The organism is Streptomyces sp. NPDC057438 (assembly GCF_042802995.1).
GTDB lineage: Bacteria > Actinomycetota > Actinomycetes > Streptomycetales > Streptomycetaceae > Streptomyces.
Genome location: NZ_JBHVDD010000077.1, coordinates 12,672 through 38,480, shown reverse-complemented (window position 1 = coordinate 38,480; position 25,809 = coordinate 12,672). Strand labels below are relative to the sequence as shown.

The window sequence follows — 25,809 nt, the reverse complement described above, 5'->3', positions numbered from 1 at the left end:
GACAGGCCCACGTGAGGGGCGGGTTCAGGTCGTGGGCGGCTCGGCGCCCACCAGCCACATCGAGAAGAACTGCGATCCGCCGCCGTAGGCGTGTCCGAGCACCCGGCGGGCACCCTCCACCTGGTGTTCTCCCGCGAGGCCCCGCACCTGCAGCGCGGCCTCCGCGAAACGGATCATGCCGGAGGCGCCGATGGGATTGGTCGACAGGACACCGCCGGACATGTCGACCGGGAGGTCCCCGTCCAGCTCGGTGACCCCGGACTCGGTGAGCTTCCAGCCCTCCCCCTCCGCGGCGAAGCCCAGGTTCTCCAGCCACATCGGCTCGTACCAGGAGAACGGCACGTACATCTCCACCGCGTCGATCTCCCGGCGGGGATCGGCGATGCCCGCCTGCCGGTACACGTCGGCCGCGCAGTCCCGTCCCGCGCGCGGCGACACGCTGTCCTTGCCCGCGAACAGCGTCGGTTCGCTGCGCATCGCGCCGCCGTGCATCCACGCGGCGGGCCGGGGCGCGCGGGCGGCCCCCGCCCGGTCGGTGAGGACCATCGCGACGGCCCCGTCGGAGGACGGGCAGGTCTCGGAGTAGCGGATCGGGTCCCACAGCATGGGCGAGGCCTGCACCTTCTCCAGCGTGATGTCGTGCTCGTGGAGGTGGGCGTAGGGGTTCTTCAGCGCGTTGCGGCGGTTCTTGTACGCGACGAGGGAGCCGACGGTGTCGGGGGCGCCGCTGCGTCGCATGTACGCCCGCACGTGCGGGGCGAAGAAGCCTCCGGCGCCGGCCAGCAGCGGTTGCTGGAACGGGATCGGCAGGGACAGGCCCCACATGGCGTTGGACTCGGACTGCTTCTCGAAGGCGAGGGTCAGCACCGTGCCGTGGACGCGGGAGGCGACCAGGCTCGCGGCGACCAGCGCGGTCGAGCCGCCGACCGAGCCCGCCGTGTGCACCCGCATCATGGGTTTGCCGACGGCGCCGAGCGCGTCCGCGAGATACAGCTCGGGCATCATGACGCCCTCGAAGAAGTCGGGCGCCTTGCCGATGACGACGGCCTCGACGTCGGCCCATGTCAGCTCGGCGTCGTCCAGGGCCCGTCGGGCGGCCTCGCGGACGAGCCCGGCGATGGACACGTCACGGCGCGCCGCCACGTGCTTGGTCTGGCCGACTCCCACGACGGCCACGGGCTCCTTGCTCATCGCGGATCCCCTTCGAGTACGGCGACCAGGTTCTGCTGCAGACAGGGGCCGGACGTGGCGTGTGCCAGCGCCCGGTCGGACTCGCCGCGGTGGATGCGAGCGGCGGCCTCGCCGATCCTGATGAGCCCGGCGGCCATGACCGGGTTGGCGGCCAGGGCCCCGCCCGACGGATTGACGCGCACCCCGTCGTCGAGCCCCAGCACCTCGCGCAGGATCACCTCCTGCGAGCTGAACGGCGCGTGCAGCTCCGCGGTGTCCACGGGGCGTTCGAACACCCCGGCCCGTTCGGCGGCGAGCCGGGTGGACGGTGAGTCGGTGAGATCGCGCACGCCGATGCCGTGTGCCTCGATGCGGTGGTCGATGCCTCGGATCCAGGCGGGCCGCTCGCACAGCTCCCGGGCCCGCTCCCCCGCGGCGAGGACCACGGCGGCGGCGCCGTCGCCGATGGGCGGGCAGTCCCCGGTGCGCAGCGGCCGTACGAGGTAGTCCCCCTGCGGCACCGGACCCCGCAGCTGGGCGTGGGAGTTGGCGGCGGCGTCCGCGCGGCTGCGGGCCCCGACCGTCGCGAGCGCCGGCTCGTCCGTGGCACCCGCGTCGATGAGCGCCCGGGCCTGGAGGGCGGCCAGCGCGACGGAGTCGGGCCACAGCGGGGCCATGTAGTACGGGTCCAGCTGCCGGGTCAGGACGTCCCGCACCGATCCGGGCGAGGACTTGCCGTAGGAGTAGACGAGGGCGGTGTCGGCGTCCCCCGTCCGCAGCTTCACCCATGCCTCGTACAGCGCCCAGGCCCCGTCCATCTCGACGTGCGACTCGGAGATCGGCGGCCAGGCGCCGACGCCGTCGAGGGCCAGGGTGAAGGAGAAGGCGCGCCCCGCGAGGTAGTCGCTGGAGCCGGAGCAGGTGAAGCCGATGTCGGAGGTCTTCAGCCCGGTGGCCTGCATGACCTCGTGGAGCACCGGCATGAGCATCTCCACCTCGGAGACGTCGTCGCTGGTGCGCCGGTGGTCGGTCTGGGCGAAGGCGACGACGGCGATGTCCCGTGCCCCCGTGCCTGGTCGTGCCTCGCGCGTCATAGCGTCTCCCTGTACGTCTCGTAGTCCGCGTCGGGTTCGCCGGTGGGCCGGTAGTGGTCGGGATAGCGGGCCCCCTCGGTCCACACCGGTTCGACGCGCAGCCCCATGCGCACCTGGTCGTAGGGGATGCCCGCGATCCGGCCGTGCAGGGCGAGCCCGGCGCCGTCGAGGGCGATGTGGGCGTAGACGTAGGGGACTTCGATGTCCAGGTTCTTCGCCTTGATGTTGACGATGCAGAACGTGGTGACCGTCCCGCCCGGCCCGACCTCCACCTGTTCCGCCGTGGCCACCCCGCAGGTCGGGCAGGCGCCCCTCGGCGGGACGTACACCTTCGAGCAGGAGGGGCAGCGTTCGCCGACCGTGCGGCGGCCGCCGAGGGCGTTGATGTAGCCGGTCTGGGCGCGGCCGGGCGAGTAGGTGTAGTCGAGGCGGGCGGGGGCGACGATGCCGGTGACGGCGTCGTCGAAGGCGCCGCTGTGTCCGGCCGGTTCCTCCGCCTCCCCGTCGTACGGCTCGAAGCAGGCGATGTCCGTGATGGCACCGGACCGCTCCTCGGCCCAGCGCACGCGGACGCGCATCCCGGTCCGTACGGCGTCGGGGCCGGGCGCGTCGAGGGCGTGGAGCAGGGCCGTGTCGGCGCCGTCGAGCCGCACCAGCACCCAGGCGAAGGGGGTGGCCAGGGGCTGGCCCCGGCGTGGCTCGTGGTTCCAGGCCCAGGTGGTCACGGTGCCGGTCGGCGCGACCTCGACCAGGTCGCGGATCTCCTCGGCGGTGACGGGGTCGTACTCGACGGGCGGGACCAGCACCCGGCCGTCGCCGGTGCGTACACCGAGGAGGACACGTTCGCGCAGTCCGGTGAGGAAGGCGCTCTGCACGGGCCCCAGGGACCGGGTGAACGGGAACTCCAGGGTGAGGGGTGCTTTGAGGATTGCCGACATCGAAGGTTGCCTCCTTCAGCAGAGGGGCAGGGACACGCCCCGCTTTCGGGGGCGCGGTGAACTGCGCGACCGGCCACGGCCGACCCGCAGCCGGAGCACGACCGCGCCGAGCACGACACCTACGCCCGCTTGTACACAGGGGCCCGCTTCTCGGCGAAGGCCCTGGCCCCTTCCTTCGCGTCGGCCGTGTCGAAGACCGGCCACCCCCGCTTCAGCTCGGCCGCCAGCCCCTCCGCCTCGGTCATCTCGGCCGTCTCGTAGACGGACGCCTTCACGGCCTCGACGGCCAGCGGCCCGCACGCGTTGATCCGTTCGGCGATCTCCAGGGCCTTGGCCAGGGCCGTGCCTTCGGGCACGACCTGCCCGATCAGCCCGATCGCGGCGGCCTCGCGCGCGCTGTAGGGCCGCCCGGTGAGCAGCATCTCCAGCGCGTGCGTGCGCGGGATCTGCCGCTGGAGCCGGACCGTGGAGCCGCCGATCGGGAACAGCCCGCGCCGGACCTCGAAGAGGCCGAACGTCGCCGACTCGCCCGCGACCCGGATGTCGGTGCCCTGGAGGATCTCGGTGCCGCCGGCGACGCAGTGTCCCTCGACGGCGGCGATCACCGGCTTGCGGGGCCGGTGATGGCGGAGCATGGCCTTCCAGTGCAGGTCGGGGTCGGCCTTGAGCCGATCCCGGTACTGCTGCCCCTCCATCCCCTTGCCCGCGAGGGCCTTGAGGTCCATGCCCGCGCAGAAGGCGCCGCCCGCTCCGGTGAGGACGATCGAGCGGATCTCCTCGTCCTCGTCGGCCCGGATCCAGCCGTCGTACAGGCCGACGAGCATCGGCAGCGAGAGCGCGTTCTTGGCTTCGGGCCTGTTGAGCGTGAGCACCAGTGTGCCGCCTTCGCGCCGCACGGTGAGGTGTTCGGTGCCGCCCATCGGGGTTCTCCCTCCACAGGAAACGAGAACAGGTTGCAGGAGACGGGTCGGCACTTCAAGGGTTTTCTGACAGTCAGTCAGATTTCTGCGCGAGGACTCTTCACAGTTGTGCCGCCCTTTGCTCTGATGACCGGCAACCGAGGGGCAGCGAGGTCAGGAGGAGCGCGGTGGAGTACAACCTTGCCGACCTGTTCGAGTCGGTGGTCGACGTGGTTCCCGACCGGGCGGCGCTCGCGTATCTCGACATCCCCGGCACCGGCGCGGAACACCGCCTCACGTACGCCGAGTTGGACGCGGCGGCCAACCGGATCGGGCACCATCTGCTGGCCAGCGGGATACAGCCGGGCGAGCACGTGGGGCTGCACCTGTACAACGGCATCGAGTACCTGCAGACCGCGCTCGGGTGCCTCAAGGCCCGGATCGTCCCGGTGAACGTCAACTACCGCTATGTGGAAGAGGAGTTGGTCTACCTCTACCGAGACGCGGACCTGGCGGGACTGGTCTTCGACGCGGAGTTCACGCGGCGGGTGGCGGCCGCGCTGCCGCGGACGGAGAAGCTGCGGCATCTGGTGCGGGTGGGGACCCCCGCGCCGGACGCGCCCGCCCTCGACGTGACCGGCTTCGCCGAGGCGGTGGCGGCCGCGTCCGACGGGCGGGACTTCCCGGCCCGCTCGGGAGACGACCAGTTCATCATCTACACCGGCGGCACCACGGGCATGCCCAAGGGTGTGATGTGGCGTCAGGAGGACCTGTTCTTCTCGGGGCTGGGCGGTGGGGCCCCCACCGGCGAGCCGGTGAAGTCACCCGAGGAACTGGCCGAGCGCGTCGCGGCCGGCGGCGACGGGATCACGTTCTTCCCCACGGCCCCGCTGATGCACGGCACCTCCACGCTCACCGCGTTCATCGGGTTCAACTTCGGCCAACGGGTCGTGATCCACCGCAAGTTCGTGCCCGAGGAGACCCTGCGGACGATCGAGAGGGAGAAGGTCACCAGTGTGTCGCTGGTCGGCGACGCCATGCTGCGCCCGCTCATCGACGCGTTGAACGGCCCGATGAAGGGCACCGACTGCTCGTCCCTGTTCAGTGTGTCGTCGTCCGGGGCGATCATGTCGGAGACGGTCCGGCAGCAGTTCCAGGCCCTGGTGCCGAACGCGATGCTGCTGAACAACTTCGGTTCCTCGGAGTCCGGCTTCAACGGCACGGCGACAGCGGACTCGGGCGCGGGCGACGGCTTCCGCATCCGGGTCCACTCCCGTACGCGGGTCGTGGATCCGGCGACGTACGAACCCGTACCGGTCGGCGTGCCGGGGCGGGTCGCCCAGCGCGGGCATGTGCCCCTCGGTTACTACAACGACCCGCGCAAGACCGCCGAGACCTTCTTCGAGCGGGACGGCGAACGCTGGGTGCTCCTGGGCGACATGGCGACCGTCGACGAGGAGGGCGTCGTCACGGTCCTCGGCCGGGGTTCGCAGTGCATCAACACCGGCGGGGAGAAGGTGTACCCGGAGGAGGTCGAGCAGGCCCTCAAGGCGCACCCCGACGTGTACGACGCGCTGGTCGCCGGGGTGCCGGACGCCCGCTGGGGCAGTCATGTGGCCGCCGTGGTGCAGCTGCGCGAGGGCGCGGCCCAGCCGTCCCTGGAGGAGATCCAGACCCACTGCCGCACCCGCCTCGCCGGCTACAAGATCCCCCGCCAGCTGGTCCTGGCCGACGCGATCCAGCGCTCCCCCAGCGGCAAGGCGGACTACCGCTGGGCGCGCTCGGTGGCGACGGCGGCCGACCACTGACCGTGTGCGGCTCCCCCCTGACGGGTCAGGCCCGCCCGGCCAGCCGGTGCCGCAGGGCCGTGGCCGCCGGGGCGCCGAGGGCGTCGAAGATCTCCAGGGCCTCGGTCCAGTACGGCGACGGGTCGGCGCCGGAGGTCGTCGCCGCGGCCCGGCCGAGGATCTCCAGGGCCTCCGCCTGACCTCTGCGGTAGCCGCTCGCCCGGTGCGCGGTGAGGGCCCGGGTTCCGTACTCCATGGCGGAGTCGGGCTCCCCGTGCTCCAGTCCGCAGCGGGCGAGCACCGTCAGTGCCTGGTCCTCGACCAGGCGGTACTCCGAACGGTGGGCCAGTTCGAGTGCGGCGGCCGCCCGTCCGCGGTCGACGGGAACGGGGACGGACGCCAGTCCGAGCAGGGAGCGTGCCTCCAGGTCACGGGCGTCGCGCCCCCGCGCCAGCACCAGGGCCTCCTGGTAGGCCGTCGCCGCCTCCGCACGACGACCGACGGCCTGCAGTGTGCCACCGAGCACGATCCGGGAACTGGCGCTGTTGTGCTCGTCGGCGGTCTCGTCACTCAGGTCGACGGAGGCGGTGGCCGCCTCCAGCGCGCCCGCGAGGTCTCCCGTGTCCCCGCGGATCCAGGCCGTCAGGCGCAGGACGAACGCCTCGGTGTCGGGGTCCCCCACGTCGTGGGCCCTGCGCAGGAGGCCGTCCAGTTGCTGCCTCGCCCACCCCGTGTCCCCCAACAGGTGGCGCACCTGGAGCAGGTTCGTCGCGTTCAGCAACTGGTTGATCCGTGAGCCGAGTTCCGGGTGGAGGTCCGCCGCTCTGCGGTGGCAGTCCAGGGCATCGGACAGCCGGCCCAGCTCGCGGAACGTGTGGCCGAGGTTGTCCAGCACCACCGGGTGCCCCTGCGGCAGACCGTTGCGCCGGTCGATGTCCATGGCCCGGTCCAGGTGCTCGGCGGCCAGCCGCAGCCGACCACTGGTCTGGGCGACGGTACTGATGTTGTTGTGCGCGGTGGCGGCGCCCTCCAGCCAGTCCGCGGCTTCGGCCGCCGTCAGCAGCAGCTCGTAGTGGGCGATCGACTCGTCCGCATGCCCCTGCTGAAGGTGGGCGTCACCGAGCAGGTTGTGCACGGCGGCCTCGGCGAGCGGCTGTTTCGCGGCCCGGGCGGCGGCCAGCGTGGCCTCCCCCAGCGCCACCCAGTCCACGGTGTGCCGCCGGGTCCACGAACAGCCGCGCAGTCCGTCGGCGATGCGCCAGGCCGCCGGATGCCCCTCGGCCGCGGCCCGGTGGACCGTCGCGGCGAGGCCCGGCAGTTCGGCGTCGAGCCAGCGCGCGGCGGCGGTGGCGCTCTCCAGAACCGGCGGGGCTGCGGCCGAAGCGGTCCCCGCCGTCTCGTCGGACACGTCGGGCATGCGCTGCGTGCCGGGGTAGAGCAGGCGCGCACATCGGTTCACCGCGGCCAGCAGCCATGTGTAGAGCCTGGCGGCTGCCGACTCCCGCTCGGTGGTGCTCTCTTCCAGGCGCAGCCGCTCGGCCGCGTAGAGCGTCAGCAGGTCGTGGCAGCGGTACCGTCCGGGCCGGTGCTCGTGCAGCAGGTGGGCCGTGCCGAGCCGGTCCAGCAGCCGGGACGCCTCGCGTCGGGTGGTGCCGGTGAGGACGGCCACCGTCTCGACGCCGATGTCGGGGCCGGGCATCAGGGCCAGCAGCCGGAACGCCCGTCGGACCGCGTCCGGCAGGGCGTGGTAGGAGAGACTGAAGGCGGTGCGTACGGCGGACGCGGCGTCCCCCTCCACGGACAGCAGGCCCAGCCGGTCGCCCCCGGACAGTTCGTCGGCCTGGTCCTGGAGCGTGCGTCGGGGTGTGTGGTCCAGGTTGGCGGCGCAGATCCGCAGGGCGAGCGGAAGGTGGCCGCAGGCGTCGGCGAGCGCGGCCGCGGCGTCGGACTCGGCCTCGACGCGGGCCCTGCCGAGGGTACGGGCCAGCAGCAGCCGGGACTCCCGGGCCGCCAGGAGGTCCACGGCGAGGCGGTCGGCGCCGTCGCGGACCGACAGTCCGTCCAGCCGGTCGCGGCTGGTCACCAGGACCACACAGTCACGACCGCCGGGCAGCAGCGGTCTGACCTGGTCCACGTCGACGGCGTTGTCGAGGACGACCAGCATGCGGCGCCCGGCGACGAGCGTCCGGTACATGTCGGCGGCGGCCCCGGGGGTGCCCGGGATCCGTTCTCCCGCCACACCGAGTGCCATCAGGAACCGGGCCAGCGCCTCGACGGGACGCAGTGGCGCCACCCCCGGCGAGTGTCCGCGCAGGTCCACGAAGAGCTGCCCGTCCGGGAAGCGGTCGCGGACCCGGTGCGCCCAGTGCACCGCGAGGGCGGTCTTGCCGATACCGGCGGCGCCTGAGAGCACGCAGGTCCGGGTGCCCGATCCCGAGAACAGGGCGTCGAGCCGGGCCAGTTGCTCGTCACGACCGGTGAAGAACGGGATGTCGTACGGCAGCAGGGCGGGCACCACGGGCGACGCGACGGTGGCCGACGCAGCGTCGGCCGGGCGGGGCAGGTCCATCCGCAGGACGCGCAGGTGGGCCTCCGTGACCTCGGGTCCGGGGGTGACCCCGAGCTGGTCGTCGAGGCGGGTGCGCAGCATCCCGAACAGTCCGAGCGCGGCGGCCTGCTGGCCCGAGGCGGCGAGCGCCAGCATCATCCGTGCGTGGACGCCTTCGTGCATCGGGTCGAGGCCGGCGGCCTTCTGCAGTTCGTGGAGGGCGTCCGCGGGTCTGCCCAGCATCAGGGCCCCGTCCGCGTACGACTGGACGAGGGACATCCGCAGCCGGGTGAGCGACACCGCGGCCGGGTGCTCGCGCACGGGGTGCGGCGCGTCCCCGAGGACGGCCCCCCGCCACAGGCTCAGCCCCGCCCCGCTCCGGCGAACCGTCTCCTGGGGGGTGTCGTCCGACATCCGCAGCGCGATCTCGGTGAACTCCGTGGCGTCCGACTGGCCTTGGTCGAGGTGCAGCAGATAGCCGGTCCGGGTGCGGCGCAGCACCCCCTCCGACGCCCTGCGCGCGTCTCCCGCCGGGTCGAGCAGTCGGCGTAGCCGGGCCACGTAGGTGTGGACCAGGTTGACGCAGGTGGCGGGCGGACTCCCCTCCCAGAGGACGTCGACCAGCTCGTCCTGGCCGACGGACACTCCGGGCTGCAGGGCCAACAGGCCGAGGAGGTCCCGCTGTTTGGCCGCCGCCACGTCAACGGGCTCTCCCGAGACCCGGAGCGTCAGCGGCCCGAGCACCCCGACCCGGAGGGCGTCACCGCCGCGTGGCGCCTCATCGGTTTCCATCGCGGCTTCCAGTCCCAGCGCGGCGGCGACGCGCTGCGCCGACCGGCTGCCCCGTGACGGGGCCCGGCCGTGTTCGATCTCGCGGATGCTGCGTGTGCTGACCCCGGCGCGTTCGGCGAGCTGGAGCTGGCTCAGCCCCAGACGCACACGGTGGTCGCGAAGCCACTTCCCCAGCTGCTCAGGAGTACGCCCCACTGCGCCCGTCCCCCTCCGGTGCGCTGCCGACCACGGGGGTGAGAACGCCGGTCGAGCGCTCAACTCGCCCCGCCGGCAGTGATGTTGACGCCACATCATAGGACGAACAGCACGGGCGTGCGAAGCGCTCGGGGGCATGTCGCGTGGCGACGACCCGCGACGGGTGATTCCGTCGCGGGTCGTGGCGGTGTCGGGCCGGGGCGGTGGGTCACCGGGGTGCCACGGCGGGGTGGATCAGTCGGCGATCTCCGTCCACTTCCACTCGAGGCTGCCGGGGGTGAATCTGGCGACCCACACGTCCCCGTCGCCGTCCACGGTGAAGGTGTAGCTGTCGTTCGCCACGTTCCGGGAACCCAGTTCCTTGAGCAGGGTGACGTTGTGCGGAGTGTTCGTCCCGTACCAGGAAGCGGAGGGCATGTGGCCGTTGATCGTGTTCCTCAACTTGCCGTCCTGACCGAGTACGGTGACCTGCTCGCCACCGGGGATCGCCGCCGCGCCGCCTCCGTTCCTGACGGCCAGCGGGGAGGCCGGTGCCCCGAATTCCTTCCACGCCCCGCTCTTCACCGCCTCGTCCCAGGAGACCCGCCAGACACGTCCGTTGTTGGCCTGCATCAAGACATGCAGGTCGTTCTGCTCCCGGTACGAGATGACGCCCAGGGAGGACCATTCGGGATCGTCGTCCTGGAGCGGCGTGCCCCAGGAGAACCAGGTCCACCTGTCGTCGAGCGTCTTGTGCACGGACCACAGGACGTTGCGGTTGCTGATGGTGAAGGCGTAGGCACCGCCGCGGAAGGTCCCGAGTCCGGCCTCCTTCTCCAGCGCCTGATCGCCGACGGCGGGCATCTTGCCCATGTCCTCAGTCTCCCAGACGCCCTTGACGTTCTTGTACTGCCACAGCCGGTTGTTCTTGTCCCTCACCACCACCAGCCGCGCTCCGTCGCCGTCCACCTCGGTACCGAGGGCGCCTCGCAGTTCCCCGGAGCCTTGCGGGCGCGCGAGCTTCGTCCACCCGGAGGACCTGCCGTCGTGCTGGAACTCCCACAGATTGCCGTCCTCCGCGACGACGTAGGCCCGGACGCCCCGATCGACGCCCATCACGCCGGCGCCCGCCCGGATGTCGATGCGATCGCCGTTCGCCTTGGTCGGCGTGCCTCGGTTCGTCCTGGTCCAGTAGGAGCCCAGTCGGTCGAACTCCCACATGTCGCCGCTGTCGTCGATGGCGAACTCGACGGGCCGCCGCACGCCGTCTTCGCTGGTGACGGTAGCCAGTCCGACCTGTCTGCCCTGCTTGAAGTTCACGTCGCCGGCGCTCGCCGGTGCGGGTGCCATGAGGCAGGCGGTCAGCATCGCGAGGGTCACGGGGGCGAGTGCGGGACGCAGTCGTGCCATCCGGTTCCTGAGGGCCATGTCGTCTCCTTGGTCGTGGGGGCCGGCGGGTGCCGGCTGTGGTCCCCACGTTAGGAATCGGGTGGATCAGCGCCGCTGGAGCCGTTCTGTACCCGTCAGGCCCCCTCCGACCTGCACAGACGTTCCCGACCGGCAAGAACGGGAAGGCGGGGCGGCAGAAGAGGGGCAACCGTGTGAGCGAACGCCACGACGCTCGCCCGGAGCGGATGTCGCGACGCTCCGGGACGGGTGCTCACCGCCCGTCCAGGAAGGCCGTCACACTGCCGGCGAAGGACTCCGGGTCGTCGAGCCACGGGAAGTGCCCGCCGCCGGGCTGGACCGTGAACCGCGCGTTCGGGAAGAGGTCGGCCGCGCGGCGGGCGAGGTCGGGCGTCGGGCCGGTGTCGAGTTCGCCCGCGTACACCAGGACCGGCGCCGTCAGTGCGGCGAGCGCGGCACGGGTGGCGGGCGGGTCGTAGGCGCCCGCGGAGCCGTAGACGGCGGACGCCTCGTCGTTCGTCTGTTCCTCCTCGGCGGCCATGTGGGCGCGGGCGGTGTCGTCCCAGCGGCCGTAGAACAGCGGCATCATGGCGTCGTCGAAGGGGCCGCGGCCCGTCCAGGCCGCCTCGAAGGCCGCGTACGCCTCGGCGAACCACGGTTCGGCCGCGCGCAGACGGGCGGCGCGGAGGCGGTCCTCGACGGTCACCGGCAGACCCAGCGCCCAGGGCGTGGCGGTGATCAGCGCCAGGCGGGAGACCCGCTCGGGGAAGCGGGCCGCGTAGAGCGTGGCCAGGTTGCCCCCGGCCGAGTGGGCCAGCAGATCCATCCGGTCCAGGCCCAGGTGGACGCGGAGTGCCTCCACGTCGTCGACCTGGCGGTCGCAGCGGTAGGTCGCGGGATCGGCAGGGACGGCCGAGTCTCCCGTGCCGCGCAGGTCGAGCAGGACCAAGCGCCGGTGGGCCGTCAGGCCCCCGAGGTCGCCCAGGTAGGCGGAGGCGCGCATCGCTCCGCCGGGGAGGACGATCAGCGGCTCGCCCTCGCCGCGCAGGTGGCAGGCGAGTTCGGTTCCGTCGGGTGCGGTGAAGGTCGGCATGGTGCCGATCTTCACGGGCGGGCGCCGTACGCCGCAACGGAGTTCACGGCACGACCGCGCTCACACCCGCGTGAAGCGGTCCCGCAGCTCCCGCTTGAGGATCTTCCCGCTCGCGTTGCGCGGCAGTTCGTCCACGAAGTGGACCGTCTTCGGCGCCTTGAAGTGGGGCAGCTTCTCGCGCGCGTGGGCGAGGAGTTCGTCCGCCGTGACCTCTCCCCGGCGTACGACGACCGCCGTGACGGCCTCGATCCAGTGGTCGTCAGGCAGGGCGATCACCGCGACCTCCGCGACCGCGTCATGGGTGTGGAGCGCGTCCTCGACCTGGCGGGACGCGATGAGGACCCCGCCGGAGTTGATGACGTCCTTCACGCGGTCGACGACGGTGAAGAAGCCGTGGGCGTCGCGCACGGCGAGGTCCCCGGAGCGGAACCAGCCGTCGCGGAACGCCTCGGCCGTCTCCTGCGGCTTCTCCCAGTAGCCCTCGCAGAGTTGCTGCGACTGGTAGACGATCTCGCCGGGGGTGCCGTCGGGCACCTCCGCGCCGTCCTCGTCGACGACCTTCGCCTCGACGAACATGACGGGCCGCCCGCAGGAGTCCAGGCGCCCCTTGTGCTCGTGCGGTCCGAGGACCATCGCCAGCGGACCGATCTCGCTCTGCCCGAAGCAGTTGTGGAAGGCGAGCTTCGGCAGGCGTTCCCTGAGCCGTTCCAGGACGGGCACCGGCATGACCGACGCCCCGTAGTACGCCTTGCGCAGGCCGGCGAGGTCACGGGTGGCGAAGTCGGGGCGGTTCGCGAGGGCGATCCACACCGTGGGCGGGGCGAAGAAGCTGTCGGCGCGGCCCTCTTCCACGAGGTCGAGGATGCGGTCGCCGTCGGGTGCGTCGAGGATCGTGTTCGTGGCGCCGACCGCGAGGTACGGCACCAGGAAGACGTGCATCTGCGCGGAGTGGTACAGCGGCAGGGCGTGCACGGGCAGGTCGCCCGCCTGGAGGTCGAGGGCGGCGATGGCGCTGAGGTACTCGTGCACCAGCGCCCGGTGCGTCATCATCGCGCCCTTGGGGAGCGCGGTGGTGCCCGAGGTGTACAGGAGCTGGACGAGGTCCTCGGCGCGGGGCTCCTCACCGTCGTACGGCTCGGTGACGGCGAGCCGGGCGAGGAGCGAGTCGTCCGCGTCGCGCAGCGGCAGCGCGCGGGTGCCCTCGGGGAGGTTCCCGGCCAGGCCGGGGTCGGTGAGCACGAGCGTGCTGCCGGACTGGTCGAGGAGGTAGGAGAGGTCGTCGCCGGTGAGGTGCTGGTTGACGGGGACGTGCACCAGGCCGGCGCGGGCGGCGGCCAGGAAGGCGATGAGGTAGGCGTCGGAGTTGTGGCCGTAGGCGGCGACACGGTCGCCGGGCCGCAGTCCGGTGTCGCGCAGGGCGCGGGCCGCGCGGGAGACGGCGTCGTCCAGCTCGGCGTAGGTCCATGACCGGTCGCCGTAGTGGAGCGCGACGCGGGCGGGCATGCGCCGGGCACTGCGCCGCAGGGTCCCGTCGACCGTCACACTGCGGCCTGCCGTCATGTTTCCCGCTCCTTCGTCCACGTTTCCGACGCCTGATCCTCGTTCCGTCCCGCGAGCGAGGTCAAGCGCGCCGCCCCGCGTCCGGGCTCCCTCACCCGCGACCGGATCCCGGCACACCTGGCGGGAAGTCGCTCAACTCCGGCCGTCGGGCGGCGAGTCACCTTGAGGGAGAACCCCTCATCCGTATGGACTACGCAGACACGTGTCGACATGCTCAACCATCCCTTTCCTGACCGATGTTGGGAGCTGTATGCGCACCCGCCTCAGACGGCTGGCGGTCTCGGCCGTCGCCCTGTTCATCGCCTCGGCCGTCCTGCCCTCGGCCACCGCCGCCGACGGCGCGCGGACCGAAGACCACCGTACGTCTCACGGTGGTCTGTCCGCCGTGATCCGCTACACCGAGTACGGCGTTCCGCACATCGTGGCGAAGGACTACGCGAACCTCGGCTTCGGCACCGGCTGGGCGCAGGCCGCCGACCAGGTGTGCGTGCTCGCCGACGGGTTCGTCACCGTGAAGGGGGAGCGCTCCCGCCACTTCGGGCCCGACGCGGCACCCGACTTCTCGCTCTCCTCCGCCACCGTCAACCTCACCAGCGACCTGTACTTCCAGGGTGTCCGGGACGCGGGTACCGTCCAGCGGCTGCTGGAACGGCCCGAACCGCTCGGCCCCAGCCGCGCGGTCAAGGACCTGATGCGGGGCTGGGCGGCCGGGGCTGAGGAAGAACCGGATCACCGACCCCGCGTGCAAGGGCGCCGCGTGGGTCCGGCCGGTCTCCACGCTCGACGTGTTCTCCCGCGCGTACGCCCTCGCCGTGCTCGGCGGCGAAGGGCGCCTGGTGGACGCGATCACCACCGCGCGACCGCCGGCCCCCGGCACCTCGGGCAAGGCCGCCGCGCCGGACGCCAGGGCCGCGGCCCGCGCCGCGAGCGAGCTGTTCGGCGCCGCGAACGCGGACATGGGGTCCAACGCCGTCGCCTTCGCCGGTGACACCACGGCGAACGGCCGCGGTCTGCTGCTGGGCAACCCGCACTACCCGTGGGCCGGCGGCCGCCGCTTCTGGCAGGCGCAGCAGACGATCCCCGGCGAACTGAACGTCTCGGGAGGGTCGCTGCTCGGCTCGCCGATCACCCAGATCGGCTACAACGCGAAGGTCGCCTGGAGCCACACCGTGGCGACCGGCGTCCCCATGAACGTCCATCAGCTGACCCTGGACCCGGCCGACCCGACCACGTACCTCGTGGACGGCCGGGCGGAGCGGATGACGAAGCGGACCGTGACCGTCGGCGTGAAGGACGGCTCTCCCGTCACCCGCACCCAGTGGTGGACCCGGTACGGTCCGGTCGTCACCTCGCTCGGCTCCGACCTCCCCCTGCCGTGGACGGCCGGCACCGCCTACGCCCTGAACGACCCCAACACGGCGAACCTCCGCTTCACCGACACCTCGCTGGGCTTCGCCAGGGCGGGCGGCACGGCGGACGTGCTCGCGTCCCTCGCCCGGCACCAGGGCCTGCCGTGGGTGAACACCGTGGCCGCGGACTCCGCCGGGCACACCCTGTTCACCCAGTCGCAGACCCTGCCCCGGATCACCGACGAGCTGGCGGCCCGCTGCTCGACGCCCCTGGGCCGGGCCACCTATCCGGCGGCGGGCGTCGCGATCCTGGACGGCTCCCGCGCCGACTGCGCGCTCGGCAGCGACGGCGACGCGGTGCAGCCGGGGATCTTCGGGCCCGCGAGGATGCCGACGCTGAAGGACGCGCCGTACGCGGAGAACTCCAACGACAGCGCGTGGCTGGCCAACGCGGACCGGCCGCTGACCGGGTACGAGCGGGTCTTCGGCAACGTCGGGACGCAGCGCTCGCTGCGGACGCGGGGCGCGGTCGAGGACGTGGCGGCGATGGCCGACAGGGGTGGCCTGACCGTACGGGACCTGCAGCGGCAGCAGTTCGCGAACCGGGTGCCCGCGGCCGACCTCGCCGTCGAGGACGTGACGCGGGCGTGCGCCGCGCTGCCGGGCGGCACGGCGACGGACAGTGACGGCACGGCCGTCGACGTGTCCGGGGCGTGCGGTGTGTTCCGGGCCTGGGACCGGACCGCGGACAGCGACAGCGCGGGCGCGCTGCTGTTCGACCGGTTCTGGCGTCGGCTGAACGCGGTGGTGCCGCGTGCGCAGTTCTGGAAGGTGCCGTTCTCGGCGGCCGACCCGGTCGGCACCCCGAACACGCTGAACACGGACGCGCCCGGCTTCGCCACGGCCCTCGCCGACACGGTCCGCGACCTGCGAGCGGCGGGCGTGGCCCTGGACGCGAGGCTCGGTGACCACCAGTTCGTCGTACGCGACGCCCGGCGCATCCCGGTGTCGGGCGGTACGGAGGCGCTGGGCGTGTGGAACAAGATCGAGTCGCCGTGGGACTCCGGCAAGGGCGTCTACTCGGAGGTCTCGTCGGGTTCCAGCCACATTCAGGCGGTCGGCTGGGACGGTGGCCGCTGCCCCGTGGCCCGCACGCTGCTGACGTACTCGCAGTCCTCCAACCCGAATTCGCCCCACTACCTGGACCAGACGCGGCTGTTCTCGGCGGAGAAGTGGGTGACGTCCCGCTTCTGCGAGAAGGACATCCTGTCCTCGCCGAAACTGAAGGTGGTCCGTGTGAGCCAATGAGCCGAAGGATTGTGGTGCCGCCCCCGGTCGGGGCGGCACCATTCCTGTGTCAGCAGCATGCCATTGGCATATCACCACTCTTATCGAGGAGGCCGCCCGGTGGCGCAGGACTCGTTACGCCCCGAGACGGATTCGACCGCCATGATCGATACGACGGTGCCGCACTCGGCCCGTATCTGGAACTACTGGCTGGGCGGCAAGGACAACTACCCCGTCGACCACGCGGCGGGCGACGCCTTCCGTGCGGTGTTCCCCGGGATCACCGACCTGGCCCGCGACTCCCGGGCCTTCCTCGGGCGCGCGGTCACCCATCTCGCCGCCGAGGCGGGCATCCGGCAGTTCCTGGACATCGGCACCGGCCTGCCGACCGCCGACAACACGCACGAGATCGCCCAGCGGGTGGCGCCGGACGCGCGGATCGTCTACGTGGACAACGACCCGCTGGTCCTGACCCACGCACGGGCGCTGCTCACCAGCACACCGCAGGGCATGACCGACTACATCGACTCCGACCTGCACGACCCGCACACCGTGCTGCGGGAGGCGGCCAGGACGCTGAATCTCTCCCAGCCGGTCGGGCTGACGATGATGCAGGTCAGCGGGCACATAGCCGACTACGACGAGGCGCGTTCCATCATCGGCGCCCTGATGGCCGCCCTGCCGTCCGGGAGCTTCCTCGCGTTCAACGACAGCGTGGACACCCACGAGGCCAACGCCGAGGCCACCCGCCGCTACAACGAGAGCGGCGCGGCCCCCTACCGTCTGCGCAGCCCCGCCGAACTCGCCGGATTCTTCGACGGCCTGGAGCTGCTGGCCCCGGGCGTGGTGCCGCTGAACGACTGGCGGCCGGACCCGTCGGCGGCCGGCGGATCCGGCGAGGTGATCGCGGTGGGCGGGGTCGCGCGCAAGCCGTGAGGGCCGCGCGCAAGCCGTGACAGCGGCGTTCGAGCCATCAGAACGGCGCTCAGGCCGTGAGAGGGGCGCTCACGCCATGAGTGCCGCGCACGGCCCCGGTCCTCAGACGGCCTTCTGCCGCCCCTCCCAGTACGGCTCGCGCAACCGGCGTTTGTAGAGCTTGCCGTTGGGGTCGCGGGGCATCGCCGCGGTGAAGTCGACGCTCTTCGGGCGCTTGTACCCGGCGAGCCGACGGGCACAGTGGGCGAGGATCTCCTCGGCGAGCGCCGGCCCCGCAGTGAAGCCGGGGGCGGGCTCGACCACGGCCTTGACCTCCTCGCCCCAGTCGTCGTGCGGGATGCCGAAGGCGGCGGCGTCGGCGACGGCGGGGTGGGTGAGCAGGGCGGCCTCGATCTCGGCGGGGTAGATGTTGACGCCTCCGGAGATGATGAGGTCGATCTTGCGGTCGCGGAGGAAGAGATAGCCGTCCTCGTCGAGGAGACCGAGGTCGCCCACGGTGAAGAAGTCACCGATGCGGTTCTTGCGCGTCTTGCCCTCGTCCTTGTGGTACGAGAAACCGCCGGTGCTCATCTTCATGTAGACGGTGCCGAGTTCGCCCGGCGGCAGCCGGTTGCCGTCGTCGTCGAAGACGGCGAGTTCGCTGATGGGCCAGGCCCTGCCGACCGTGCCGGGTTTCTTCAGCCAGTCCTCGGCGGTGGCGAAGGCGCCACCGCCCTCGCTGGCCGCGTAGTACTCCTCCACGCAGGCGCCCCACCACTCGATCATGGCCCGCTTCACATGGTCCGGGCAGGGCGCGGCCCCGTGGATGGCGTGCCGCATGGACGACACGTCGTAGCGGGCGCGCACCTCCTCGGGAAGGGCGAGGAGCCGGTGGAACTGGGTGGGCACCATGTGGGTGTGCGTGCAGCGGTGGGCGTCGATGGCGCGGAGCATCTCCTCGGGCGTCCACTTGTCCATGATCACCAGCCGGTGCCCGATGTGCAGGGACGCGCCGGCGAACTGCAGGACGGCCGTGTGGTAGAGCGGCGAGCAGACCAGGTGGACGTTGTCGTCGAACGGCCTGATGCCGAAGATGCCGAGGAAGCCGCCGAGGTAGGACTCCTCGGGGAGCTTGCCGGGCAGCGGGCGACGGATCCCGCGCGGGCGGCCGGTGGTGCCGGAGGTGTAGTTCATGACCCAGCCGAGGGTGCGGTCGCCGGGCGCCGACTCGGGCTGTCCGTCGAGGAGTTCGGCGTACGGGCGGAAGCCATCGGCCGGGCCGACCGCGTACCGGTGGCTCGCGGGGAGCTTCGCCTCGTCGGCGGCGTCGCGGGCGGCCTCGGCGAAGCGCTCGTGCGCGATGAGCACCTTGGCGCCCGAGTCGGACACGATCCAGGCGATCTCGGGGCCCACCAGGTGGTGGTTGACGGGGACCAGGTAGAAGCCGGCCTGGGTGGCGGCGAGGTAGGCGGTGAGGAATTCGACGCCGTTGGGCAGGACGACCGCGAAGGCGTCGCCGCGTTCCAGCCCGGCGGCCCGCAGTCCGTGCACGAGGCGGTTGGTCTCGGCGTGCAGACGTCCGGCGGTCCACTCCTCCCCGTCGGGCGCGACCAGCACCGCACGGTCGGGGTCGGCGGCGGCCTGCGCCCAGAAACCCTGGGGAGGCTGGGCCTGGGGGGCTCCGTTCCGGGGGGCCCGGGCGGCTTGCGGGGCCCGGTCTGGGGCGGGCCGGTCCTCAGCACCACGGTCCTGCGCGGGCCGCTCCTGAGCGCCACGCTCCTGCGCGGGTCGGTCCTCCGCGGGTCGGTCCTCCGCGGGTCGGTCCTCCGCGGGTCGGTCCTCCGCGGGTCGGTCCTCCGCGGGTCGGTCCTGAGAGGCTCGGCTCACTGTCCCCCGCTCCTTCCGGCGATCCGGTTGATGTGGTCCACGGCCCGCTCGAAACCCCGGGTGAGGTCGTCGAAGACGGCCTGGACGCTGCGTTCGCTGTTCATCCGGCCGACGATCTGTCCGACCGGTGTGCCGAGCAGCGGCTCCACCTCGTACTTCTGGATGCGGGAGACCGCCTCGGCGACGAGCAGCCCCTGGAGAGGCATGGGCAGGGTCCCGGGCCCGGCGGGGTCGTCCCAGGCGTCGGTCCATTCGGTGCGCAGCTGACGCGCGGGTTTACCGGTGAGCGCGCGGGAGCGGACGGTGTCGCCGGAGTCGGCGGCGAGCAGCTTCTCTATCAGCCGGGGCGAGGGCAGTTCGGCCTCGGTGGTGGTCAGCCACAGCGAGCCGAGCCAGACGCCCTGGGCGCCGAGCGCGAGGGCGGCGGCCACCTGCTGTCCGCTGCCGATGCCTCCGGCGGCGAGGACGGGCAACGGGGCCACGGCGTCGACCACGTCGGGGGTGAGCACCATGGAGCCGATCTCACCAGTGTGGCCGCCGGCCTCGTAGCCCTGGGCCACCACGATGTCGATGCCCGCCTCGGCGTGCTTGCGGGCGTGGCGGGCGCTGCCGGCGAGCGCGGCGACGAGGACACCCCGCTCGTGGGCGCGGTCGATGACGTCGGCGGGCGGTGAGCCGAGGGCGTTGGCCAGCAACTTGATCGGGTAGTCGAAGGCGACGTCGAGCTGGCTGCGGGCGACCTGTTCCATCCAGCCGGTGATGCGCCAGCCGGACGCCTCGCCCTCGGCCAGCTCGGGTACGCCGTACTTGGCGAGGGTGTCCTGGACGAACTGCCGGTGCGATGCGGGGATCATGGCCTCGACGTCGGCCTCCGTCACCCCCTCGACCTTCTTGGCCGGCATGACGACGTCCAGGCCGTACGGCATGCCGTCGACGTGGGTCTCGATCCAGTCGAGATCGCGCTTGAGGTCGTCGGGGGCCGTGTAGCGGACCGCGCCCAGCACCCCGAAGCCGCCGGCCCGGCTGATGGCCGCCGCGACCGCGGGGAACGGCGTGAAGCCGAAGACGGCGTACCGGACTCCGAGTGTGTTGCTCAGCTCCGTCTGCATGGTGCGCAGGATGCCGCAGTCCTGTGGACGAGGGAAGAGTTTTTCTGATGCACCGTCAGATTTTGTGGGGTCCTCGAGGCCCTGATGAGGGTCTCGCGCCCCTGGGGGACGGGTGCTTGACTGGGCGTCATGAGTGAAGGCGTGGAGGGCTCCGGGTCCGGGTTGAGCCGTCGGCAGCTCGGCCGGCGGGTGCTGGCGGTCGGTGGGGGTCTCGCCGCGCTGCCCTTTCCCGCCGCGCCGGTCGTCGCCGCCCCCTCCTCCAGGGCCGGCCGTCCGACCCTGCGCCACGGTTCGCCCGCGCGGGCCGGGCTGCTCGCCGAGCATCTGGAGCGGCTCGTCACCGACGCGGAGGCGTTCCTGGGACCTTCACCCCGGCACCCCTGGTACGCGGGTGCCGTGCTGCTCGCCGGACGGGGCGGAACCGTCGCCCTGCACCGGGCGCTCGGGATGGCGGTGCGGTACTCGGCGTACGACGAGAAGACCGACACGGGGGTGGAGTTCCCGGCGGAGCAGCGGATTCCGATGGCACGGGACACCGTCTTCGACCTCGCCTCCGTGTCGAAGCTGTTCACGTCGATCCTCGCGGTGCAGCAGATCGAACGGGGTGCGCTGGCCCTGGAGGGGAAGGTCTCCTCGTACCTGCCCGAGTTCGGGGCTGCGGGCAAACAGGACATCACCGTCCGCCACCTGCTCACGCACACCTCCGGGTTCCGCTCCTGGCTCCCCCTCTACAAGGAGCCGACGTACGAGGGAAAGCTCCGGCTCGTGTGGAACGAGGCGCCGCTGAACCCGCCCGGCTCGACGTACCTGTACTCGGACCTGAACCTGATCTCGCTGCAGCTCGTCCTGGAGGAGATCACCGGTCACGGTCTGGATCAGCAGCTCCGGAACGAGATCACCGCTCCCCTCGGGATGGACCGTACGCGCTTCAATCCCCCGGCCTCCTGGAAGCCGCGCATCGCGGCGACCGAGGACGCCCGTCTCCCCTGGTCGGGTCTGGACCGGGGGCTGGTGTGGGGAGAGGTGCACGACGAGAACGCCTTCGGCCTCGGCGGGGTCGCGGGCCACGCCGGTGTCTTCTCGTGCGCCTGGGACCTGGCCGTCCTCTGCCGCACGCTGCTCAACGGAGGTGTGTACGGCACGACCCGCATCCTGACCCCCGAGTCGGTGGAGCTGATGTTCACCGACTTCAACACCTCGTTCCCCGGCGACGAGCACGGGCTGGGCTTCGAGCTCTACCAGCACTGGTACATGGGTGCGATGGCCACCCCGCGCACGGCGGGACACACCGGCTTCACCGGCACCTCCCTCGTGCTGGACCCGACCACCGACTCCTTCCTCGTGGTGCTCGGCAACTCCGTCCACCCGGTGCGCGGCTGGCGGTCCGGATCCGCGCCCCGGGTCGCCGCGGCGAACAACCTGGCCCGGGCCGTTCCCGTACGCCCCGCCCGGGGCCGCACGTCCTGGTTCTCCGGCATGGGCACCGCCACCACGGCGACCCTCACGCTCCCGCCGCTCGACACCGCCAAAGCCGGGCGGCCCCGCCTGCGCTGCGCCCTGTGGTGGGACACCGAGCCGCAGGCCGACGCCCTCTTCCTGGAGACCTCCACCGACGGCGGCGGAACCTGGCGGCCGGCGGCCTTCACGACCGTACGGGGCGGGGAGGCCCCCGGAGAACATCCGTCCGGGTCGGTCACGGGGTGGTCGGGCCGGGCATGGCACCGGGTCACCGCGGAGTTGCCGGAGGCCGACGGGCTCACCGTGCGCTGGCGGTACACGACCGACCGGAATTACGTCGGCCGTGGCGTGTACGTCGACCGGCTGCGGGTCACGGCGGGAGGCAGGACCCTGTTCGTCGAGTCGCGGCCGGCGGACGCGGGACGCATCGCCGCGGTGGGCTGGACGGCTGCCGCCGACTAGAAGCGCGAGGCGCGGGCTGCGGCCCTGCTGATCGCGGGCCAGGGCGGCAGGGGTGGCGCGGCCACCGGACGATGCCCGACCGGGCCCGTCCCTACGACAGGCCCGAACCGCCTGCCCCGGTCCCCTCCAGGACCACCATGGCCGCGTTGTGGCCGGGGACCCCGCTCACCCCGCCGCCCCGCACGGCACCGGCCCCGCACAGCAGGATGTTGGCATGGCGGGTCTCGACGCCCCAGCGGCCGGTGCCTTCCTGGGTGTAGGGCCAGGCGAGGTCGCGGTGGAAGATGTTGCCGCCGGGGAGGCCCAGGTCGCGTTCGAGGTCGAGAGGGGTCCGGGCCTCGATACAGGGACGGCCGTCGGCGTCGGTGGCCAGGCAGTCGGCGAGGGGTTCGGCGAGGTGGGCGTCCAGCTGGGCGAGCGTGGCCTTGAGAAGGTCCTCGCGTACGGCGTCGTTGTCGGTCTCGAACAGTCGCGCGGGCGTGTGCAGGCCGAACAGGGTGAGCGTCTGGTAGCCCTGTTCGACCAGCTCCGGGCCGAGGATGGTCGGGTCGGTGAGGGAATGGCAGTAGATCTCGGAGGGCGGAGCCTCGGGGAGTCTGCCGGAGGCGGCCTGGGCGTGGGCGGCGGCCAGTTGGTCGTAGCCCTCGGCGATGTGGAAGGTGCCCGAGAAGGCCTCGCGCGGGTCGACGGACTCGTCACGAAGGGCCGGCAGCCGCTTGAGCAGCATGTTCACCTTGAGCTGGGCGCCCTCGGCGGGGGCGGGCGGTTCGTCACCGGTCAGCGCGGCCAGTTCCTGGGGCGAGGCGTTCACCAGGACGTGCCGGGCGGCGACGGTGCCTTCCGCGTCGGCGGTCCGGTAGGTGATCTCGGCGGACCGGCCGTCCGTCGCGATCCGGCGTGCCTCGTGGCCGGTGGCGATCACGGCACCCGCCGCGCGCGCTGCCGTGGCCAGCGCGTCCGTGAGCGCGCCCATGCCGCCGACGGGCACGTCCCAAGCGCCCGTACCGCCGCCGATCACGTGGTAGAGGAAGCAGCGGTTCTGCCGCAGCGAGGGGTCGTGGGCGTCCGCGAAGGTGCCGATGAGCGCGTCGGTGAGGACGACACCGCGCACGAGGTCGTCGGCGAACCGCGCTTCGACGGCCACGCCGATCGGCTCCTCGAACAGGACCCGCCACGCCTCGTCGTCGTCGATACGCGCGCGCAGGTCGTCGCGGGTGGGCAGGGGCTCGGTGAGCGTCGGGAACACCCGTTCGGCGACACGGCCGGTCATCGCGTAGAAGCGCTGCCATGCCTCGTACTCGCGGCCCGAGCCCGTCAGCCGCGCGAACGCCTCGCGGGTACGGCGCTCTCCTCCGCCGACGAGGAGGCCGGTGGAGTGACCGTCGCGTTCGACGGGGGTGTACGACGAGATCGTGCGGCCACGGACACGGAAGTCGAGGTCCAGGTCCCGCACGATCTTCCGGGGCAGCAGGCTGACCAGGTAGGAGTACCGCGACAGCCGCGCGTCCACCCCCGCGAAGGGCCGGGTGGACACGGCGGCGCCGCCGGTGTGGTCCAGCCGTTCCAGCACGAGCACGGAACGACCGGCACGGGCCAGGTAGGCGGCGGCGACCAAGCCGTTGTGACCGCCTCCGACGATCACCGCGTCGTACGAGTCGTGCGGCCGGGGTCCGTCCGGGCGTCCGGGGCGGTCGGGGTGCGCGGGGTGTGCGGGGGTGGCAGCCATGGCTCTTGGTAACACGCGATGATCGAGGTCGGCCAGGGGGACGCACAGAATCGCCGCTACCTGCGTAGACAGCAGATTGAGCACACTATTCCTGAGCCGAAGGACCCGTGCCAACCGCCGACGCCGGGGCCCCAACGGCGGCCGTCCCACCGGGTTCGACAAGCAGTTGTACAAGCGCCGCAATGAAGTCGAGCGCACGATCAACCGGCTTAAAAACTTCCGGGCCGTAGCCACGCGCTACGACAAGCGCGCCTACGTCTTCCACGGCACCGTGACCGTGGTTTCGATCCGCCTGTGGCAACGGCCGTGATCGGCCGGCAATCACGGGAACGACCACGGAGTCGTCTCGGTCTGTCTGGCTGGCGTGCTCAGCAACGCGACCAGGCTTCCCGGGGCAAGAAGTGGGGGAGGTCGTCCAGGGCCTCACGAGGGACGAACACCGGCCGCGTGAGGAGGTGATCGCCTGCGCGTTGCACATCCAGAACGACACCCAGTGAGTCCGACCCAGGAACCCCAGCACCCATGTAAGAAAGCTCCGAATACGGCTCACGGGCTTCGGCACGGTCGAGCATCCACTGCTCCAGAACGGAGGGGACCCGGCCGACCAAGGCCACACCCTCCACGAAGACCTGGGGCCCTCCAAGTGCATCGATCACGACGCCGGCCAGCCGTTCCTCCCGATAGTAGAGCCTTAGACCGAACTCCCGGTACTCGCCTTCCTCCACGACGTCGACGGTCTCGTTTGCACGACGGCTAAGCCTGTGCCGCTGAGCTTCCCGTGTGACACCGCTCAGTGCCTCCGACGCCTCACTGGGCCGCATACCAAACGCCAGCGGCCCCACGCTCACGAACGGGTCCAAAGTCCATTGCTGCCGTTCATCATCCGCCAGCACATGCCACCACTTGAACATGACCACGGAGGCTACGGCAGCGCCACGGAACCCCGGCCACCGGCTGCAAGATCCGCCGGACAGGTCCTAGCCGCCGGCTTTGTGCGGTAGACGAAGGCGTGATCGCGGCCGTCGGAATTGGCGATCTCACGGATGTAGGTGAAGTCCTCGACGACCCGGAGCGCGCCGCGCAGGATCGCGGCGGCGATGGCCTTGCCCGGGTACGGCTTGAAGGTGACGGGGCTGGTGAAGACGACGTCGGCGGCCAGCAGAGCGGCCACGGCGTCCAGGTCGCCGCTCCCGACGGCCTTGCGGAAGGGATGCATGAGCCCACCTCTGATACTCAGAAATGTGAATAGACGTGGTGGAGCGTCGAAGGCCCGTTAGGGCTTGTGCACAGGGAAGGAGTGGCCTATTAGTCAAGTTATTGATTAATCTGCTAGCGTGCGCCATGGCTTTGCGGAACGCGGTCATGGCCGCACTGTTGGAGGGCGAGGCGTCCGGGTACGACCTCGCGAAGGCGTTCGACGCGACGGTCGCCAACTTCTGGATGTCGACGCCTCAGCAGCTCTACCGGGAGCTGGATCGCATGGAGGCCGAAGGACTCGTCGCGGCCCGCGTCGTCGAGCAGAAGCGCCGCCCCGACAAGCGACTGTTCTCCTTGACGGAGGCCGGGCGGAAGGCCGTCCACGCCCACACCGCCGAGCCCTTGGGTAAACCGGCGGTGATCCGGGACGAGTTGCTTGTCAAGGCGCAGTGCCTGGACGCGGGCGACATGGAAGCGGTCCGGACCGCCGTCACCGAGCGCATGGAGTGGGCCACCGCCAAGCCGGCCCGCTACGAGCGGCACCGGCAGCGCCTGCTCGACGGGCGCTCCGAGGAGGCGTACTTCGCCGAGGCCGAGCGCATCGGCCCGTATCTCACCCTGCTGCGCGGGATGTCGTTCGAGCGGGAGAACCTCCAGTGGGGGGACATGGCGCTACGCAGGCTCGAACAGCGCACGGCCGCGCTCCGGGCCGACGGCTGACAGCGGCGGTTCCACCCATCCCGTTAGTCAACAAAGTGAATACCTGGACGGTCGTGAGCAGCCCGGCCTCTCGCGGGTCGTCGGTCTGTGTCCGAGCGAGGACCGGCTGCGGCTTCTTGTCGGCGGGATTGCGACGCAGTCCCTTGGGGCAACGGCCAGCTCTGCCTGAGCGGTCAGCTCCCTGCCTTCCTGCGCATAGGCCGACCGGCCAGCACGGCGAGTGTCGGGCGGACGGCG

General features: G+C 71.8%; 15 protein-coding genes and 5 pseudogenes. 7 read left to right on the top strand and 13 right to left on the bottom strand.

Annotated elements, in window-relative coordinates:
• Positions 1-24 precede the first annotated feature (24 nt).
• From ACFU5F_RS32095 to ACFU5F_RS32080, 4 genes are all read right to left on the bottom strand, one after another.
• Complete coding sequence (locus ACFU5F_RS32095) at positions 25-1,191, bottom strand: thiolase domain-containing protein (protein ID WP_383894839.1); 1,167 nt, start codon at positions 1,189-1,191, stop codon at positions 25-27.
• Positions 1,188-2,264: a thiolase domain-containing protein gene (locus ACFU5F_RS32090; protein WP_383894836.1), complete on the bottom strand. Its 1,077-nt coding sequence runs from the start codon at positions 2,262-2,264 to the stop codon at positions 1,188-1,190. Before ACFU5F_RS32090 ends, ACFU5F_RS32095 begins: the two co-directional genes overlap by 4 nt.
• Positions 2,261-3,202: a Zn-ribbon domain-containing OB-fold protein gene (locus tag ACFU5F_RS32085; protein WP_383894834.1), complete on the bottom strand. Its 942-nt coding sequence runs from the start codon at positions 3,200-3,202 to the stop codon at positions 2,261-2,263. The genes ACFU5F_RS32090 and ACFU5F_RS32085 overlap by 4 nt, the downstream gene beginning before the upstream one ends.
• A 119-nt stretch (positions 3,203-3,321) precedes the next feature.
• The gene (locus ACFU5F_RS32080) at positions 3,322-4,122 is read right to left on the bottom strand and encodes a crotonase/enoyl-CoA hydratase family protein (protein WP_059083074.1); all 801 of its coding nucleotides are present in this window, start codon (positions 4,120-4,122) and stop codon (positions 3,322-3,324) included.
• Between the two features lie 167 nt (positions 4,123-4,289).
• Here ACFU5F_RS32080 and ACFU5F_RS32075 point away from each other — a divergent pair, with 167 nt between their 5' ends.
• Positions 4,290-5,909 carry an acyl-CoA synthetase gene (locus ACFU5F_RS32075; RefSeq protein WP_383894832.1) on the top strand — a complete coding sequence of 540 codons (1,620 nt, stop codon included), beginning with the start codon at positions 4,290-4,292 and terminating at the stop codon, positions 5,907-5,909.
• A gap of 25 nt (positions 5,910-5,934) precedes the next feature.
• Here ACFU5F_RS32075 and ACFU5F_RS32070 read toward each other — a convergent pair whose 3' ends face one another.
• The 4 genes from ACFU5F_RS32070 to ACFU5F_RS32055 all read right to left on the bottom strand — a co-directional run bounded on the left by ACFU5F_RS32070 (position 5,935) and on the right by ACFU5F_RS32055 (position 13,462).
• A complete protein-coding gene (locus tag ACFU5F_RS32070) occupies positions 5,935-9,423 on the bottom strand; it encodes a BTAD domain-containing putative transcriptional regulator (protein WP_383894829.1) in 3,489 nt (1,162 codons plus the stop codon).
• 234 nt (positions 9,424-9,657) lie between these two features.
• Positions 9,658-10,830, bottom strand: a complete 1,173-nt coding sequence (locus ACFU5F_RS32065) for a hypothetical protein (protein ID WP_383894826.1) — start codon at positions 10,828-10,830, stop codon at positions 9,658-9,660.
• 232 nt (positions 10,831-11,062) lie between these two features.
• The gene (locus ACFU5F_RS32060; protein ID WP_383894867.1) at positions 11,063-11,902 is read right to left on the bottom strand and encodes an alpha/beta fold hydrolase; all 840 of its coding nucleotides are present in this window, start codon (positions 11,900-11,902) and stop codon (positions 11,063-11,065) included.
• Positions 11,903-11,962: 60 nt separating this feature from the next.
• Positions 11,963-13,462, bottom strand: coding sequence for an acyl-CoA synthetase (locus ACFU5F_RS32055; protein ID WP_383894823.1), 1,500 nt, complete (start codon positions 13,460-13,462; stop codon positions 11,963-11,965).
• A 250-nt stretch (positions 13,463-13,712) separates the two neighbouring features.
• On the opposite strand from ACFU5F_RS32055, the pseudogene ACFU5F_RS32050 reads away from it, so the two are divergent.
• Both ACFU5F_RS32050 and ACFU5F_RS32045 read left to right on the top strand, forming a co-directional pair.
• Positions 13,713-16,119: pseudogene (locus ACFU5F_RS32050) on the top strand (penicillin acylase family protein).
• Between the two features lie 141 nt (positions 16,120-16,260).
• Positions 16,261-17,034 (top strand): SAM-dependent methyltransferase, encoded by a 774-nt coding sequence (locus tag ACFU5F_RS32045; protein ID WP_383894820.1) that lies wholly within the window; start codon positions 16,261-16,263, stop codon positions 17,032-17,034.
• A gap of 102 nt (positions 17,035-17,136) precedes the next feature.
• Here ACFU5F_RS32045 and ACFU5F_RS32040 read toward each other — a convergent pair.
• Positions 17,137-18,678, bottom strand: a pseudogene (locus ACFU5F_RS32040) (acyl-CoA synthetase); the annotation flags it as partial.
• On the opposite strand from ACFU5F_RS32040, the pseudogene ACFU5F_RS32035 reads away from it, so the two are divergent.
• Positions 18,559-18,879: pseudogene (locus tag ACFU5F_RS32035) on the top strand (pentapeptide repeat-containing protein); the annotation flags it as partial. The pseudogenes ACFU5F_RS32040 and ACFU5F_RS32035 overlap by 120 nt on opposite strands.
• Before the next feature lie 17 nt (positions 18,880-18,896).
• On the opposite strand, the gene ACFU5F_RS32030 reads toward ACFU5F_RS32035, so the two are convergent.
• Positions 18,897-20,009 carry an NAD(P)H-dependent flavin oxidoreductase gene (locus ACFU5F_RS32030; protein ID WP_383894817.1) on the bottom strand — a complete coding sequence of 371 codons (1,113 nt, stop codon included), beginning with the start codon at positions 20,007-20,009 and terminating at the stop codon, positions 18,897-18,899.
• A 129-nt stretch (positions 20,010-20,138) separates the two neighbouring features.
• Between ACFU5F_RS32030 and ACFU5F_RS32025 the strand changes: the two genes are divergently transcribed.
• On the top strand, positions 20,139-21,929 hold the full coding sequence (locus ACFU5F_RS32025) for a serine hydrolase (protein WP_383894814.1): 1,791 nt from the start codon (positions 20,139-20,141) through the stop codon (positions 21,927-21,929).
• A 91-nt stretch (positions 21,930-22,020) separates the two neighbouring features.
• Here the strand turns inward: ACFU5F_RS32025 and ACFU5F_RS32020 are convergent, their stop codons facing one another.
• Complete coding sequence (locus ACFU5F_RS32020) at positions 22,021-23,655, bottom strand: phytoene desaturase family protein (RefSeq protein ID WP_383894811.1); 1,635 nt, start codon at positions 23,653-23,655, stop codon at positions 22,021-22,023.
• Between the two features lie 45 nt (positions 23,656-23,700).
• Here ACFU5F_RS32020 and ACFU5F_RS32015 point away from each other — a divergent pair.
• Positions 23,701-23,965: pseudogene (locus ACFU5F_RS32015) on the top strand (IS5/IS1182 family transposase); the annotation flags it as partial.
• A 58-nt stretch (positions 23,966-24,023) separates the two neighbouring features.
• On the opposite strand, the gene ACFU5F_RS32010 reads toward ACFU5F_RS32015, so the two are convergent.
• Both ACFU5F_RS32010 and ACFU5F_RS32005 read right to left on the bottom strand, forming a co-directional pair.
• The gene (locus ACFU5F_RS32010) at positions 24,024-24,572 is read right to left on the bottom strand and encodes a hypothetical protein (protein ID WP_383894808.1); all 549 of its coding nucleotides are present in this window, start codon (positions 24,570-24,572) and stop codon (positions 24,024-24,026) included.
• 59 nt (positions 24,573-24,631) lie between these two features.
• Positions 24,632-24,871, bottom strand: a pseudogene (locus ACFU5F_RS32005) (nuclear transport factor 2 family protein); the annotation flags it as partial.
• A 125-nt stretch (positions 24,872-24,996) separates the two neighbouring features.
• On the opposite strand from ACFU5F_RS32005, the gene ACFU5F_RS32000 reads away from it, so the two are divergent.
• Positions 24,997-25,572: a PadR family transcriptional regulator gene (locus ACFU5F_RS32000; RefSeq protein ID WP_383894805.1), complete on the top strand. Its 576-nt coding sequence runs from the start codon at positions 24,997-24,999 to the stop codon at positions 25,570-25,572.
• Positions 25,573-25,809 lie beyond the last annotated feature (237 nt).

What these genes read in the sequence shown, in the direction of transcription:
- ACFU5F_RS32095 (WP_383894839.1), bottom strand. Translation starts at nt 1,191, where the DNA reads ATGAGCAAGGAGCCCGTGGCCGTCGTGGGAGTCGGCCAGACCAAGCAC.
- ACFU5F_RS32090 (WP_383894836.1), bottom strand. Translation starts at nt 2,264, where the DNA reads ATGACGCGCGAGGCACGACCAGGCACGGGGGCACGGGACATCGCCGTC.
- ACFU5F_RS32085 (WP_383894834.1), bottom strand. Translation starts at nt 3,202, where the DNA reads ATGTCGGCAATCCTCAAAGCACCCCTCACCCTGGAGTTCCCGTTCACC.
- ACFU5F_RS32080 (WP_059083074.1), bottom strand. Translation starts at nt 4,122, where the DNA reads ATGGGCGGCACCGAACACCTCACCGTGCGGCGCGAAGGCGGCACACTG.
- ACFU5F_RS32065 (WP_383894826.1), bottom strand. Translation starts at nt 10,830, where the DNA reads ATGGCCCTCAGGAACCGGATGGCACGACTGCGTCCCGCACTCGCCCCC.
- ACFU5F_RS32060 (WP_383894867.1), bottom strand. Translation starts at nt 11,902, where the DNA reads ATGCCGACCTTCACCGCACCCGACGGAACCGAACTCGCCTGCCACCTG.
- ACFU5F_RS32055 (WP_383894823.1), bottom strand. Translation starts at nt 13,462, where the DNA reads ATGACGGCAGGCCGCAGTGTGACGGTCGACGGGACCCTGCGGCGCAGT.
- ACFU5F_RS32045 (WP_383894820.1), top strand. Translation starts at nt 16,261, where the DNA reads ATGATCGATACGACGGTGCCGCACTCGGCCCGTATCTGGAACTACTGG.
- ACFU5F_RS32030 (WP_383894817.1), bottom strand. Translation starts at nt 20,009, where the DNA reads ATGCAGACGGAGCTGAGCAACACACTCGGAGTCCGGTACGCCGTCTTC.
- ACFU5F_RS32025 (WP_383894814.1), top strand. Translation starts at nt 20,139, where the DNA reads ATGAGTGAAGGCGTGGAGGGCTCCGGGTCCGGGTTGAGCCGTCGGCAG.
- ACFU5F_RS32020 (WP_383894811.1), bottom strand. Translation starts at nt 23,655, where the DNA reads ATGGCTGCCACCCCCGCACACCCCGCGCACCCCGACCGCCCCGGACGC.
- ACFU5F_RS32000 (WP_383894805.1), top strand. Translation starts at nt 24,997, where the DNA reads ATGGCTTTGCGGAACGCGGTCATGGCCGCACTGTTGGAGGGCGAGGCG.